The sequence below is a fragment of the Nonomuraea sp. NPDC052116 genome, from assembly GCF_040680035.1.
Classification (GTDB): Bacteria; Actinomycetota; Actinomycetes; order Streptosporangiales; family Streptosporangiaceae; genus Nonomuraea; species Nonomuraea angiospora_A.
In genome coordinates, this window is the sequence record NZ_JBFAWA010000041.1 from 111,977 (window position 1) to 126,610 (window position 14,634).

General features: G+C 70.2%; 11 protein-coding genes. 7 read left to right on the forward strand and 4 right to left on the reverse strand.

The genetic code is table 11. The features are described 5' to 3' along the window. Positions 1–15: 15 nt before the first annotated feature. The 3 genes from AB0L65_RS51630 (at position 16) to AB0L65_RS51640 (ending at position 3,787) form a co-directional block, all read left to right on the forward strand. Positions 16–429: an AMP-binding protein gene (locus AB0L65_RS51630; protein WP_364262638.1), complete on the forward strand. Its 414-nt coding sequence runs from the start codon at positions 16–18 to the stop codon at positions 427–429. A gap of 54 nt (positions 430–483) precedes the next feature. Continuing rightward, entirely contained in the window at positions 484–2,913 is a 2,430-nt protein-coding gene (locus AB0L65_RS51635) for a LuxR C-terminal-related transcriptional regulator (RefSeq protein ID WP_364262641.1), read from the forward strand. 205 nt (positions 2,914–3,118) lie between these two features. Continuing rightward, on the forward strand, positions 3,119–3,787 hold the full coding sequence (locus AB0L65_RS51640; protein ID WP_364262644.1) for an alpha/beta fold hydrolase: 669 nt from the start codon (positions 3,119–3,121) through the stop codon (positions 3,785–3,787). A gap of 200 nt (positions 3,788–3,987) precedes the next feature. On the opposite strand, the gene AB0L65_RS51645 is transcribed toward AB0L65_RS51640, so the two are convergent. Further along, positions 3,988–5,421 carry an aldehyde dehydrogenase gene (locus AB0L65_RS51645; protein WP_364262647.1) on the reverse strand — a complete coding sequence of 478 codons (1,434 nt, stop codon included), beginning with the start codon at positions 5,419–5,421 and terminating at the stop codon, positions 3,988–3,990. A gap of 123 nt (positions 5,422–5,544) precedes the next feature. Beyond that, the gene (locus AB0L65_RS51650) at positions 5,545–8,562 is read right to left on the reverse strand and encodes a M14 family zinc carboxypeptidase (RefSeq protein ID WP_364262650.1); all 3,018 of its coding nucleotides are present in this window, start codon (positions 8,560–8,562) and stop codon (positions 5,545–5,547) included. Between the two features lie 202 nt (positions 8,563–8,764). Between AB0L65_RS51650 and AB0L65_RS51655 the strand changes: the two genes are divergently transcribed. Next, the gene (locus AB0L65_RS51655) at positions 8,765–9,661 is read left to right on the forward strand and encodes a hypothetical protein (RefSeq protein ID WP_364262653.1); all 897 of its coding nucleotides are present in this window, start codon (positions 8,765–8,767) and stop codon (positions 9,659–9,661) included. On the opposite strand, the gene AB0L65_RS51660 is transcribed toward AB0L65_RS51655, so the two are convergent. Then, positions 9,643–10,938: a GH1 family beta-glucosidase gene (locus AB0L65_RS51660; RefSeq protein ID WP_364262656.1), complete on the reverse strand. Its 1,296-nt coding sequence runs from the start codon at positions 10,936–10,938 to the stop codon at positions 9,643–9,645. The genes AB0L65_RS51655 and AB0L65_RS51660 overlap by 19 nt on opposite strands. 57 nt (positions 10,939–10,995) lie before the next feature. Between AB0L65_RS51660 and AB0L65_RS51665 the strand changes: the two genes are divergently transcribed. Further along, entirely contained in the window at positions 10,996–11,634 is a 639-nt protein-coding gene (locus tag AB0L65_RS51665) for a TetR family transcriptional regulator (protein ID WP_364262659.1), read from the forward strand. Positions 11,635–11,670: 36 nt separating this feature from the next. Here AB0L65_RS51665 and AB0L65_RS51670 read toward each other — a convergent pair whose 3' ends face one another. Beyond that, on the reverse strand, positions 11,671–12,594 hold the full coding sequence (locus AB0L65_RS51670) for an aldo/keto reductase (protein WP_364262662.1): 924 nt from the start codon (positions 12,592–12,594) through the stop codon (positions 11,671–11,673). Positions 12,595–12,675: 81 nt separating this feature from the next. Between AB0L65_RS51670 and AB0L65_RS51675 the strand changes: the two genes are divergently transcribed. Then, positions 12,676–13,035, forward strand: a complete 360-nt coding sequence (locus AB0L65_RS51675) for a MerR family transcriptional regulator (RefSeq protein WP_350729790.1) — start codon at positions 12,676–12,678, stop codon at positions 13,033–13,035. Between the two features lie 36 nt (positions 13,036–13,071). Then, positions 13,072–14,517 carry a penicillin-binding transpeptidase domain-containing protein gene (locus tag AB0L65_RS51680; protein WP_364262665.1) on the forward strand — a complete coding sequence of 482 codons (1,446 nt, stop codon included), beginning with the start codon at positions 13,072–13,074 and terminating at the stop codon, positions 14,515–14,517. Positions 14,518–14,634 lie beyond the last annotated feature (117 nt).

Consider the following 14,634-nt stretch of genomic DNA (forward strand, 5'->3'; position numbering starts at 1 on the left):
CCTACCGTGGGCCACATGGATGAGCGCATCGTCATGGTGGACTCGGGCACCGGCCTGAGGCTCACCGAGGAGCAGCTGGACGAGAGGTCTGCAGTCGCGGCCGTCCAGCTGCGGCGCCGAGGTGTGCGCGCGGGTGACGCCGTGCTCATCTGCCTGCCCGTGGGAGCCGACCTGCTGGTGGCGGCCGACGCGGTGATCGCCGCGGGCGGCGTCGCCTGGCCGTTGCCGTGCGATCTCGACGCGTGCGCCTTCAGGGACCGGATCCACGCGAGCGGCGCCCGCGTGATGATCTCCGACCTGCCGAGGGCGCTCGCCGCCGCGGACGAATCACGCGTACGGATCGTGATGAGCGTCGCCGAGCTCGGTGTCCCGCATTCATATCCAACCAGTCGCGAACTCTGCACGGAAAGTGACCCCATCAGCCCCTGAAGCAGGGGAGACTTGGCATCGGATGTGATCCCCCCGCGACCACCTGGGCCCCACATGATCGCGCAAGTTCCGCACAATCTCCCCGCCGAGCCCAACCGCTTCGTCGGTCGCGTCCGCGACGTGGCCGAGCTGGCGGTGCTCGTCCACGAAGAACGCGTGGTCACGCTCAGCGGCGTGGGCGGCATCGGCAAGACCCGGCTCGGCCTGCGCGTGGCGGCGCAGGAGCTGAGACGCTTCCCCGACGGTGTGTGGCTGGTCGAGCTGGCCCGCATCGGCAACCCCGAGCTGATCGTCAACGAGATGGCCGAGGTGCTCGGCGTCCGCGACGAGGTGCCCGGGCGGCTGCTGGACGGCCTGCGCACGCGCCTGCGCACCGCCAGTGCGCTGATCGTGCTGGACAACTGCGAGCACCTGGTCGAGCGCTGCGCCGAGCTGGTGGCCGGCCTGACCGCCGAGTGCCCCGAGCTGCGGTTCCTGCTCACCAGCCGGGAGCCGCTGCGCATCCCGGGCGAGCTGGTCTGGCGGGTGCCGCCGCTGGAGCTGCCCGACGAGCGGCATCCCGAGGCCGAGTCCGTGCTGCTGTTCGTCGAGCGGGCGCTCGCGGCGGGCGCGAGCGGGGTGGCGGGCGTCATGGACGACGTCGTACGCCTGTGCCACGCGCTCGACGGCCTGCCGCTCGCGCTGGAGCTGGCGGCGGCACGTACGAGCCGGTTGAGCCCCGGCCACATCGCCGACCGCCTGGCCGGTCGCGGCGGCGAGCGTCTCGGCCGACTTGCCGCCGGCGATCGCACCGCCCCGGCCAGGCAGCGCACGCTCCTGGCCATCGTCGAGTGGAGCCACGAGCTCCTCCCGCCCAAGGAGCGGGTGCTGCTGCGCCGGCTCTCGGTGTTCGCCGGGCCGTTCGACCTCGACCTGGCCGAGCGGGTCTGCGCCGACGGCGGCATCCTGCGCAGGGCCGAGCTGCCCGGCCTGCTCGCCGGCCTGGCCGGGAAGTCGCTGGTGCGCCACCACGCCCCCGGCCGCTACCGCCTGCTGGAGACCATCAAGCAGTACGCCGCCGAGCGCCTGGCCGAGGCCGGCGAGGCCGCACACCTGCGCGACAGGCACCTGAAGGCGGTCTGCGAGGAGATGGAGCACTGCCACGAGGCCGGCTCGCTCGACCGCAGGATGCCGTGGCAGGAGCGGTTCGCCCACTTCACCAGGGGCCGCGCACTCCTCGACGACTCCAGGAACGCGGTCGACTGGGCGGTGGAGTCGCGGGACCCCGTGCTCGGGCTGCGCCTGGCCCGCGCCGCGATGGCCGTCATGGCCGTCCGGGGCGACCTGGGCGAGAGCGTCGGCTGGCACGAGCGGCTGCTCGCGCTCGACCTGTCCGGGGCCCCTGCCGACCTGGTCGCGGTGGCCAGGTGCGGGCTGGCGTACGGGCTGGAGCTCGCCGACGAGCTGGGCCGGGCGGAAGAGCTGGTTGTGCGGGGGCTGGAGGAGCAGAAGCGGCACCCGTACACCCACTGGCTGGGCATCACGTACGGCGTGGCGCTGACCGTGCTCTTCCGCACCGGGCAGAGCGAGCGGGCGCGGCGTTACGCCGCGGAGCTGGAGGCGGCGGCCGGCGCCCACGACGACCTGTTCAACCTGGTCACGGCCAGGATCGCCCAGCTCAACCTGGCGCTCTTCCACGGCCGGCCGGACGAGGCCCGGCGCTACGGCGAGGAGGCGCTCGCGCTGGCCGCGGAGGCCGGGCACCACTGGTCGCTGGCCAGGGCGCTGACCCACCTGGGTGCGGTGGCCGAGGCCGCGGGCGACCTGGAGACGGTCAGGTCACATCACTCCGCCGCGCTGCCGCTGCTGAAGGACCTGGACAACCGGATCGAGCTGGCCCGCTGCCAGGCCCAGATCGGCCGGGTGGCGGCCGGGCTGCACGACCACGCCGCGGCCAGGGGGCACATAGCCGACAGCCTGGCGCTGAGCAGGCAGACGGGCCAGCGCAGGGGGATCGTCCGCGCGCTCATGGCCGTCTCCGCCCTGGCGCAGGCGCGGGAAGACCTGGAGGGGGCGGTGCTCGCGGCCGCGGCCGCCACCGCGCTGCGCGAGTCCATCGGGCAGGTCGGCGCGTCCGGCCGGATCGAGGATCTGCTGGCGCTGGCCCGCGCGCGGCTCGGGGCGGACCCGGTGGAGCTGCTGTGGGTCAGGGGGACGGCGATGCCGCCGGAGGTGGTGGCCGGGCTGGTGCTCGACGGCGATCCCGGGTCGGCCGTGCCGCCGCCGCGCGTGCTCGACCGAGACGGGCTGAGCGAGCGGGAGCGGGAGATCGCCGCCATGCTGGCCCGCGGCCTGAGCAACCGTGGCGTCGCCGAGGCGCTGGTGGTCAGCCCGGCCACCGTGGCCAGGCACGTCGCCATCATCATGGAGAAACTGGGCTTCGACTCGCGGGCGCGGATCGCGGTCTGGGCGGCCGAACACGGGGTGGACGCGGAGCGAACATAAGCTCGTCCCCATGCCCTACGCGCCTCATTTCCCCGTCATGCTCAGGACCGACGACGGGGTACGCCTCAACGCCGCTCACACCCCCTTCGCACGGCGAGGGAGCGCCGTCGCCTGGACTGAGGAGCGCCGGGAGCGGAGCGACCAGAGCGACGAGGGAAGGCGACGGCTCCCCAGCGACCGAGCCCGCCTCCACGGAGTGGAGGCCATGAACACAGGCATTGTGATGGCGCATGGGTTCACCGGGTCGTGGCGGGATCGTACGGCGCGGCGCATTGTGCACGTGCTGAGTGGGTACGGCGGCGTGGTCGCCTTCGACTTCCGCGGCCACGGGCGCTCCGGTGGTGAGACCACGGTGGGCGACCTGGAGATCCTCGACCTGGACGCCGCCGTCCGGCACGCCCGCGTGGCCGGCTACTCCAAGATCGCGGTCGTGGGCTTCTCCATGGGGGCGGCGGTGGCCGTACGGCACGCGGGCCTGCGCGGCGGCGTGGACGCCGTGGTGGCGGTGAGCGGCCCGGCCCGCTGGTACTACCGCGGCACCAAGCCGATGCGGCAGGTCCACTGGGCCATCGAGCGGCCGTTCGGGCGCCTGGCGGCGAGGGTGGTCAAGCGGACGAGGATCGCCCGCGGCGACTGGAACCCGATCCCGATGCCGCCGCACGAGGCCGCCGCGCTCATCTCGCCGACCCCGCTGCTGATCGTGCACGGCGACCAGGACGCGTTCTTCCCGCTCGATCACGCGCACCAACTCTACGCCGGCGCACGCGAGCCCAAGGAGCTCTGGATCGAGCCCGGCTACGGCCACGCGGAGACCGCCGCGCCCCCCGAACTCATCCGCAGAATCGGCAAGTGGATCTCCTCGAACCTTTTGTGAGTTAAACGCGTCTATCTAGGACGGAAAGAAAGAAACCGCCGGGAGAAAGTCTCTGGGGAAGGAAACCGTCGCCACGGTGTCCGTGGGACATACTTCCGGTAGCGGGATCTGTACCTAGCGTTGCGGGGGCGCGCTGGGTGCACGGTCCCGTGGCACGACGAAGGGCCTCGCGGCATGCCGCGAGGCCCTTCTCGTCAGGGCTAGCCGAGCCGCGCGATCGTCTTGTACTCCAGGTAGCCGCTCAGGCCCTCGGGACCCAGCTCGCGGCCGATGCCGCTGGCCTTGTAGCCGCCGAAGGGCGCGTTGGTCTCCAGCATGAAGCAGTTGACGCCGTACGTGCCGGTGCGAACCTGGCGGGCCACGTCCATGCCGTGCTCGGCGTCGGCCGTCCACACCGAGCCGGCCAGGCCGTAGTCGCTGTCGTTGGCGATGCGTACGGCGTCCGCCTCGTCCTCGTACGGGATCACGGCCAGGACCGGGCCGAAGATCTCCTCGCGGGCGATGCGCATCTCGTTGGTGACGCCGGAGAAGACCGTGGGGGAGACGTACCAGCCGCGGTCGTAGGGCCGGTCGAGACCGCCGACGACGACCTTGGCGCCCTCGTCCATGCCGATCCTGATGTAGCCCTCCACCCGGTCCTGCTGCCGCTTGGCCACCAGCGGGCCGATGCCGGTCGCCGGGTCGGCGGGGTCGCCGACGGGCTGGGAGTTGACCATGTTCGCGACGGCGTCGACGACCTCGTCGTAGCGGTTGCGCGAGGCCAGGATGCGGGTCTGCGCCACGCAGGCCTGGCCGTTGTTCATGAGTGAGGCGATGGACAGGAAGCCCATGCTGGCGGCCAGGTCGGCGTCGTCCAGGACGATCGCGGCGGACTTGCCGCCCAGCTCCAGGCTGACCCGCTTGAGCTGCTCGCCGCAGATGGCGGCGATGCGCCGGCCGGCCGCCGTCGAGCCGGTGAAGGCCACCTTGTCCACGCCGGGGTGGGAGATCAGGTGCTCGCCGACCTCGCGGCCCGCGGCCACGATGTTGAGCACACCGGCCGGGATGCCCGCCTCGATCGCCCACTCGGCCAGCAGGTACGCGTCCAGCGGCGTCTCGGGCGCCGGCTTGAGCACGATGGTGCACCCGGCCAGGAGCGCGGGCGCGACCTTGGTCATCGTGACGAACTGGGGGACGTTCCACGGCACCACGGCCGCCACCACGCCCACCGGCTCCCTGCGCACGGTGATCGGGCCGAACAGCCCCGGCCGCTGCTCCTCCTGCTCGAACGTCTTGCCCAGTTCGGCGTAGTACTGGAGCATGCCCAGCGGCTGGGGCGCCTGGGCGAGGTTCGAGAACGTGATCGGCGAGCCCATCTCCTCCGTGATGAGCTGGGCCATCTCGCCCTGCCGCTCGTTGTAGATCGCGGCCAGTCTGCCGATGACCTCGGCCCGCTCGGCGAACGTCATCCGCGGCCACGGCCCGTGGTCGAACGCCTCCCTGGCGGCCGCGACCGCGCGGTCCATGTCCGCGGCCGTGCCGTCGGGCACCTGGCCGACGACCTCCTCGGTGTGCGGGGAGACGATGTCTATCGTCGCGGTGCCCGCGGGGGCCACCCATTCGCCCCCGATGAACAGCGTGTCGTGCCGGCGCATGTCGTGACCCTCCTGTTTGACCGAATGCTTGCTTGTTTCCGGACTTCCTCAAGGTGACCGAACCATGTTCTGTCCGGACACGCAAGAGGGGTGCGGCACGCTCTGCCGCACCCCTCTCCGGCTCTAACCGAGCAGGTGCTTCATGGATCTCTTGACGAGGTCGGCGCGCTTGGCCGGGTCGGTCACGCTCTCAGCGCCGAAGCCCAGGTAGACGGTGTCCTTGGTGACGATTCCGGCACCCTCCTCGAAGACCTGGTCCGTCCTGAACCAGTTGTTGATCGACGGCGAGGTGCCCTCGGGAGGCGCCCCGACGGCCCAGCCGCCCAGGTCCGACTCGAACGAGGTCTGCTCGGTCGTCGCGCCGTCCAGGGTGACCGCGAAGTCGTCCAGGAAGACGCCCGCGCCCTGGGTGCTCCAGTCGCTGATGTAGGAGACCGACAGCTCGACCCGCTTGCCCGCGTACGGGGTCAGGTCGATCTTCCACTGCTGCCAGCCGGCCGAGTTGCCGGTGGCGGCGTTCCAGGCGCCGGAGGTGCCGGTGGCCTCGCAGTTGGGGCCCTGGTAGCGCTGGGTGAACGGGTGGATCGTCCGCCAGCCTTCACCGCCGCTGGGCGGGTCGCAGCTGCTGCCGGTCTCCTGGGTGGTGTGCCCGTTGGCGTCCGGGAGCATGGTCCAGTCGTCGCCGCCGGCCGTGTGCGCCTCTACCGCGAGGTAGTCCCAGGTGCTCTCGGTGTCGTACGACGTCCAGAACGTCAGCTCGCCGCTGCTCTTGCCGGTCAGGTCGATCGTCTTGGTCAGCCGCTTCCACGAGACGTCGGCGATGCCGCTGTAGACGTCCCATGCCCCGGAGTGCGGGTCGAACGGGCCGCCCGGGCGTGCCCACTTGACCTGCGCCGAGCTCGCGAACAGCGGGAACTGCCGCGCGGGCAGGATGGCCGAGGTGGCCACGAACGAGTTGGTGTGGCTCGGCTCGATCGTCGCGCCGAAGCCGTCGAACGTGCCGCCGTTGCCCGCCAGCCCGAACGGCCGGCCCGTGTTGTGGTCGGTGCCGGCGTCGTCGAAGAAGACGTACGCGCCCAGCCAGTACTGCTGGAAGTCGTTGAACACCGCGATGCACGGCGGGTCGTCCGGGACCGTGCACTCCGGCTGCGCCGGCTGGTCGGGCTGGTAGTAGTAGGCGCCGTTGTTGTTGGCCGCGAACGACGGGTACTTGCCGGCGTGCAGCAGCTTGCCGCCCTCGTTCAGGTAGTCGCGGACCGCCAGCTCGGTGTCCACGCCGCCCTTGGAGGTCGTGCCGCCCACCTGGCCGGGCGACCTCGGGATGATGTCGTCGCCGGTCTCCCACACCACGGCCTTGTAGTGGCTGAGCACGCCCAGCGGGTGCGGGGCCTTGCGGCCCATCTTGTCCATGTCGTACACGTCCGAGGTGTAGCCGGCCGCCGTGAGCGCCGCGGCGTACTCGTCGGCGTACTTGGCCTCGGTCACGCCCTGCGCCGGGCTGAGGCCCGTGACGTCCTCCGTGGCCAGGATCAGCACCTTGCCGCCGATGTCGGTCGCCACGGTGTAGGTGAAGTCGGCGCTCTTCCTGCCGATCGAGGCGAACCAGATCTTCACCTTGTCGCCCGGCCTGGTGCCGGTGATCTTGCCGCGCAGCCGGTGGTAGTAGCGGTCGTAGCCGCTGCCGTACCGCTCGCCGCCCTTCCACTCGCCCGTCAGGACGGTCTTGGTGCGGCCGCCGTTGACCTGGTAGTTCAGGAAGACCGGGCCGAGCTTGCGCTTGGCGTTGACCTGGACGACCTGGTCCTTGCCGTAGCTGACCTCGAACGGGTCGATCTCGAAGTCCGGGGTCGTGTTGCCCAGGTGGTTCACCGGCTCGACGGGGTTGACCGCGGACTTGGCCACGTCGAGCGCGAACGGCAGGCCCTTCTCGAACTCGCCCTGCACCAGCGCCTCGTCGTCGGGGAAGACGAACCCGCAGCCGTCGCAGCCCTCGTCCAGCTCCGGCGTCCACGACAGCGTGCCGTACTGGCGGTGGGCATGGTCGTTGGTGTCGCCGTTCGTGGTGTACAGCTCGGCCCCGAGGTCGGGGTCGAAGCCGGGGACGGCCGGCTTGGCGTCGTTGCCGGTGAGGGCCTCGTAGATCGGGTTGTCCGGCGTCTCCGTGGCGATCTGGAAGCCGCTCGGGTAGAGCAGCAGCGGGCCGTAGGAGTGGTAGTTGAGCTGCATCTCGAACCCGATGCGCCTGAGCAGGCCGTCCATGGCCCTGGTCTCCGGCTCGCTGGCCGGGGCGGTGCCGCGGTAGGTGTCGCTGCTCGGGATGCTCGACGAGCCTTCCTCGTCGTAGTGGAAGTTCGTCGGGAAGTTCCGGTTCGGGTCGACGCCGTCGCCGATCGTGATCTTGCCGTCGCCGTTGACGTCGCGCAGGTTCTTGCGCCACAGGCGGTTGCCCTCGGTGAACGTGAAGTCGTACCCGTCGGGGTTGGCCACCGGCACGAACCACAGCTCGCTCCTGTTGAGCAGGTCCTTCAGCGCGGCCTTGTTCGCGATCAGGTACTTCAGCAGCCGCATGTCCACCTCAGTGGCGATCCACTCGCGGGCGTGCTGGGTGGCGGAGTAGAGCGTCGAGGGCTTGATGCCGTCGGGCAGCAGCCGGGCGCCCGTGGTGACCTTGACGGCCAGGATGTCCTGGCCCTTCAGCGACTTGCCGATGGACTGGAGCTTGACGATGTCCTTGTTGGCGTTCGCGATGGCCCTGAGCTGGTCGGCGATGCCGCCCGCCTCGGAATAGGACTTCCACACGGTGTAGCCCGAGGCCGCCTGCGCCTTGGCGGCCTCGAGCTGGGTCCGGCCCTGCGGGTTGCGTACGGGCTCGGGTTTGTGGCCGAGCTTGCGCAGCGCGTCCAGGTCGGTCTGCGCGGCGGTGAGTTCGATGTGTTCCTGGTCGCCCTTGTTCTGCTGCTGGACGACGTCGAAGCCTTTTTCCCTGAGTGCCTGCGCGGTGCCCGGGGCGCTGTCGAGCTGGTAGAGCTCGATGCGGTCGCGGGGCGGCAGCGGGTCCACGGACGCCTGCGCGGTCGTGGCCACGATGGAGGTGCCTAAGCCGAGGATGACGGCGGTGGCGAGGGTCAATGTTCGAGACACGATCTGCCCCTTCGCAGAGACGAGTTCGATCGCCATCTCAGACCGTTGGAGCGATCTATACAAGGCCCAATCTTTAGGTTCGCCTTAACTCGGACAAATCACCATAAATGTCGCCAATGGTGCGGCAGTTGGGCCGTTCGGATGACAGACATCAAGATCATCTTCTATAGTTTCGGACCGTCTATGAGGGGAGGGGGCGGGTGTGAGAACCGGGCGGATCGCCGTTCTTGTCGCCGTCCTCGCCGGGCTGCTCGGCCTTCCCGCGCCATCCCCAGCCGTGGCCGATCCCAGCCCTGGTGACCTGCGGAAACTCACCAAACAGGCCGAGCTGCTCGAAAAGCGCTACCGGGGCCAGATCCAGAGCCTGGAGGAGATCAAGCTCCAGGTGAAACGGGCGACCACCACTTCCGGCACCCTTCAGGCCCAGCTGAAGGACGCGCAGGCGGACGTGGCGGACATCGCGCAGACCGCGTACATGGTGGGGCCCCTCGACACCTTCCGGCTCCTCACCCCCAACGCCGACCCGACCGTGATCCTGGGGCAGGCGGCCAACATGAACTACATGGCCGACGAGCGCACCAGGCGCGTCCAGGGCGTCCAGAAGCTGATCGACAAGTCCAAAGAGGCGAGGATCGCCGCCAACGACAGGATCGAGAAGCTGCGCAAGGAGATCAAGAACCTCCAGAGCAAGCAGCGTGACATCGACAAGCTGCTCGCCAAGTACGGCTTCCAGCAGCCCGGCGGCGCCGAGGGCCTGACCCAGCGCATGATCGACGTGCGGGCCGACATCATGCGGAACTTCCCCATGAAGTACGGCGTGGGCTGCCTGCGCCCCGGCGACCCCGGCGAGCACGGCAAGGGCCGGGCCTGCGACTTCATGATGTCGCGTGGCGGCACCATGGCCAGCGGGTCCGACGAGGCCCGCGGTGACGCCCTGGCCGACTACCTGATCAAGAACGGCGCCCGCATCGGCGTCATGTACATCATCTGGAAGCAGCGCTACTACGACATCCGGTCAGGCGGCGGCTGGGACCCGATGTCGGACCGCGGCGGGGTCACGGCCAACCACTACGACCACGTTCACGTGTCGGTGTTCTGAGCCCGGATGTGCTCCCGCAGCCAGCGGTAGGAGGTCTTGGGGGTGCGGCGCTGGGTCTCGAAGTCCACGTGTACGAGGCCGAAGCGCTGGTGGTAGCCCTCGGCCCACTCGAAGTTGTCCAGCAGGGACCAGACGAAATAGCCCCGTACGTCCACGCCCTCGGCCATGGCCCGGCGCATCGCCGCGATGTGGCCCTCCAGGAACTCGATGCGGGTGTGGTCCTCGAGCGTGTCGTCGGTCGAGCAGCCGTTCTCCGTGATGTGGATGGGCGGGAGCGCGCTGCCGTACCTGGACCTGAGGCCGGTCAGGAGCTCGCGCAGGCCGTCGGGGACGACCGGCCAGCCGAACGCGGTGGTGGGATAGCCCGTGATGCCCGCGTCCGCGAACGGGAGGCCGTCGTCGGTGGGGGCGGCGATGCGGGTGGGGTTGTAGTAGTTGATGCCCAGGCCGTCCAACGGGGCGGCGATGATGTCGAGGTCGCCGTCCCGGATGAAGTCGACGGTCGGGGTGTACGCCGACAGGTCAGGATATTTGCCGAGAAGTACGGGGTCGTTGAAGAGGCGGTTGTGGAGGATGTCGTAGGCCTCCGCCGCCTTCAGGTCGCCTTCCTCCTGGGACGCGGGCCAGACCGGGGTGCAGTTGTTGGTGATGGCCACCTGGCGGGCACCGGCCGCCCGCAGGGCCTGCACGGCCAGGCCGTGGGCCAGGAGCTGGTGGTGGGCGGCGGGGAGCGCGTCTGTGAGGAGAGCCTGGCCCGGGGCGTGGATGCCCATGGCGTACCCGTAGGCCATGTGGACGAACGGCTCGTTCAGGGTGATCCAGAGGGGGACGCGGTCGGCCAGGCGGGCGGCGACGGTGGCGGCGTACTCGGCGAAATTTCCCGAAATATCGCGATTAATCCACCCGCCGCGATCTTGTAATGCCTGCGGCAGATCCCAGTGGAACAGCGTCGGCACCGGCTGGATGCCCTTCTCCAGCAGCGCGTCCACCAGCCGCTCGTAGAAGTCGAGCCCTGCCGCGTTGACCTCGCCGTCCCCCTGCGGCTGCACGCGCGGCCAGGCTATGGAGAAGCGGTAGGCGTTCACCCCGAGCCCGGACATGAGCTCGACGTCCTCGCGCCACCGGTGATAGTGGTCGCAGGCGACGTCCCCGGTATGCCCGTCCCTGGTGCGGCCCGGCTCGTGGGCGAAGGTGTCCCAGATGGAGACGCCCCTGCCGTCCTCCTTGACCGCGCCCTCGATCTGGTATGCCGCAGTGGCCGTCCCCCACAGGAACATCCCGGGCTCCTTTCGTCTATGGGAACTTTAATGTCAGTAATAGGTCAGGATGGGGTCATGACGAGTACCTTGCGCCGCCGTCCCGCCCAGCGCCGGAGCGTGGAGCGGGTGGAGCGGATGCTCGACGAGTGCGCGCTCCTGCTCGATGAGGTCGGCTACGAGGCGATGACCACCAAGGAGGTCGCCCGCCGCGCCGAAGTCCCGATCGGTACCTTCTACCAGTTCTTCCACGACAAGCAGGGGCTGGTGCGGGCGCTGGCGCGGCGCAACCTCGAGGCGTTCCTCGCTCGTGTCACCGACCGCATCCCCAAGGCCGACCTCGGACACTGGACGGACCTGGTGGACCTGGCCATCGACGAGTTCGTCGCCATGAAGCGCACCACGCCGGGGTTCGCGGTGCTGGACTTCGGCGAGGTCCTCCTCGGCCCCGGCGGCCCGGCGGTCGGCGGGAGCAAGACGGCGCTGGACGGGACGCAGGAGAACAACGTGGTGGTGGCCGACCGGCTGCGCACCCTCACCCTCGAACTCCTGGACGCACCCGTGGGGCCGGGGCTGGATCGCGCGCTGCTGGTGGCGGTGGAGGCGACGGACGCGGTGCTCAAGCTGGCGTTCCGCGTGGATCCGTGCGGGGATGCGGTGCTGGTCGCCGAATGCAAACACCTCGTCCGCCGCTACCTGTCCGACCACCTCGCCTAATGGGAGCTACCGGCGCCGGGTCGGTGGGGCCGGGTGTCAGGTGGTGGTGTCGAGGCGGGTGCGGAGGTCCGTGTCGAGCTTGAGGTCGGTGGCGGCGATGGCCTCCTCCAGCTGGGCCCGCGTCGAGACGCCCACGATCGGGACCACGCCGTCGGCCAGCAGCCACGCCAGCACCACCTGGTTGACCGTGGCGCCCAGCTCGTCCGCGACCTCCCGCAGCACCGCGAGCCGCCGCGTGGTCCCCGAGTGGTCGTAGATCTCGGGGATGGGCCGGTCGGCGCGCGTGTAGCTGCCGAACATCAGCGTGTTGTACGCCCACAACGTCACATCAGGCTCGGCGGCCAGATAGTCGAGGGTTTCGTCCGTGGCGAGCCGGTGCCCGGACTCCGCCAGCCTGGCGAGCGGGCGCGGTCGCAGGTAGGTGTGGCGGAGCTGGAGGTAGGTGTAGGAGATCCAGCCGTGGGCGGCCGAGAGGTTCCTGGCCCGTTCGAGGCGCCAGGTCGCGATGTTGCTCGCCCCCGCGCTGCGGATCTTGCCTGCCTGGGCGAGCTCGTCCATCGCCCCCAGGGTCTCCTCCAGCGGGACGGACCGGTCTTCGATGTGCGACCAGTACAGGTCGATGTGGTCCACGCCGAGGCGCCGCAGGCTGCCCTCGGCGGCCTTGGCGACGGTGGGGGCGGACAGGCCCTCGGCGGAGGCCAGGGTGGTGTCGCCGGGGACCGTGGGGCGGGCGCCGCCCTTCGTGCTGATGAAGATCTCATCGCGGTTGCCGCGGGCGGCCAGCCACGCGCCGATGGCCAGCTCGCTCTCATCGCCCGACCGGCCCTCCACCCAGAACGGGTAGTTGTTGGCCGTGTCGAGCATCGTGCCGCCGGCCTCGTGGAACCGGTCCAGGATGGCGAACGTGTCCCGCAGGTCGACGGTCGTGCCGAACGAAATCGTGCCGAGTGCGATGTTCATGGGCCCGACTTTGGGAGCTGGAGCGCGCTCCATGTCAAGCCGATTGACCTGGAGTGCGCTCCAGGTGGGATCCTGGAGGACGTGAGCGTCTACACGCCGGCGGAAGTTGTCGAGGAGACCGGCTTCAGCATCGACACCCTGCGCTACTACGAGAAGATCGGCCTGCTGGAGCGCGTCGGGCGCAACGCGGCCGGGCAGCGCAGGTTCAGCCAGGAGGACGTCGGCTGGCTCGGCACGCTGCGCTGCCTGCGTGACACGGGCATGCCCATCGCCAAGATGCTCCGCTTCGCCGAGCTCGTACGCGCCGGAGACCACACGATCCCCGACCGGATCAGGCTGCTGGAAGAGCACGACCGGCAGGTCAGGGAGCAGATCGACAAGCTGGCCGAGCGGCAGAAGTACATCCACAACAAGATTGGCTACTACCGAAGCCAGCTCTAGCCCTGTCTTTGCGGTCCGGCTGTTAAACCAAGATCCATGGCCGGATCGAGGGCGGAGCGGATCGACGAGCCGCTGCGCCGTGTCGCCAGGTTGTGCGCGGCGATGCTGTTCGTGGTGCTGGCGCACGTGACGGTCGTCCAGGCGTTCGGTTCGCGGGAGCTCAACGCCGACCACAGGAACGTGCGGCCGCTGATCGCCAGGTTCGACCATCCGCGCGGCGACATCCTCACCTATGAGGGCACCCCGATCGCCGTGAGCCGCCCGACCGGCGGCGGCCCGTACCTCTACCGGCGGGTCTACCAGGACGGGGAGCTGTACGCGGCCGTCACCGGTCACATGTCGCTCTACCGCTCCACCGGGATCGAGCAGGCGCGGGACGAGGTGCTGTCCGGGGAGGACCCGAAGGTCAAGGTGCGCTCGCTGGTCAGGGAGGGCGTCGTGCAGGGGGCCGACGTCCGGCTGACGATCAGCGAACGGGTGCAGCGGGCCGCGTATCAGGAGCTCAGGAGGACGGGACTCCCGGGAGCGGTGGTGGCCGTCAACCCGGCGACGGGGGCGATCCTGGCGCTGACCACCTATCCGACCTACGACCCGAACACCCTCACCACCTTCGACGCCGGCCGCCTTCTGGAGACCTCGCGAGGGCTCCGGCAGGATCCGTCGCGGCCCCTGCTGAACCGGGCGCTGAACCGGCTCTATCCGCCCGGGTCCACCTTCAAGCTGGTGACGGCGGCCGCGGCGCTGGCGTCCGGGGAGTACACCCCGACCTCGCTGGTGAACGCGCCCGTACGGCTGCGGCTGCCCGGGACGCCGACGATCCTGCAGAACGCGGGCGGCGGCGGGTGCGGGAAGCAGCGGCCGACGCTCACGGACGCGTTCCACGTGTCCTGCAACACCGCGTTCGCCGGCATCGGGCTGCAGCTCGGGCAGGACCTGCTCAGGGACCAGGCGGAGGCGTTCGGCTTCAACGCGCCGAACCTGACGATCCCGCTCGTCGCCACGGCCAGCCGCTATCCGCTGGCCATGGACCGGGCGCAGACCGCCCTGTCGGCCATCGGGCACCACGACAGCCGGGTGACGCCGCTGATGGTCGCCATGCTGTCGGCCGCCGTGGCCAACAACGGGACCTTGATGCGGCCGTACCTGGTGGAGGAGGTACGGCTGGCGGACGGCTCGGTCATCGACCGCGCCGGCCCCTCCGTCTACCGCAAGGCCGTGTCGCCGGCGCTGGCCAAGAGCCTGGCGGCGATGATGACGATGGCGCCGCGCACCGGGAAGTCGGCGGCGGCCGGCCCCAGGAAGGACGCCGAGGCCGTCCTGTCGGAGATCATCCCGGGGACGGACGACCACGCGCTCGTCACCGCCTTCGCGCCCGCGGACGCGCCCGAGGTGGCGGTGGGGGTCGTGCTGGAGCGCCCCGGGGCGCGGGCCGACGCGGTGACCTCGATCGCCCGCACGGTCATCGCGGCCGCCCTGCAGTGAGGGTCAGCGGTAGGCGGCGGCTTGGAGGGTGTAGAGGTCGGCGTAGAGGCCGTTGAGGGCCATCAGGGTGTGGTGGTCGCCCTGTTCGGTGATCTTGCCGTGGTCGAGGACGTAGAT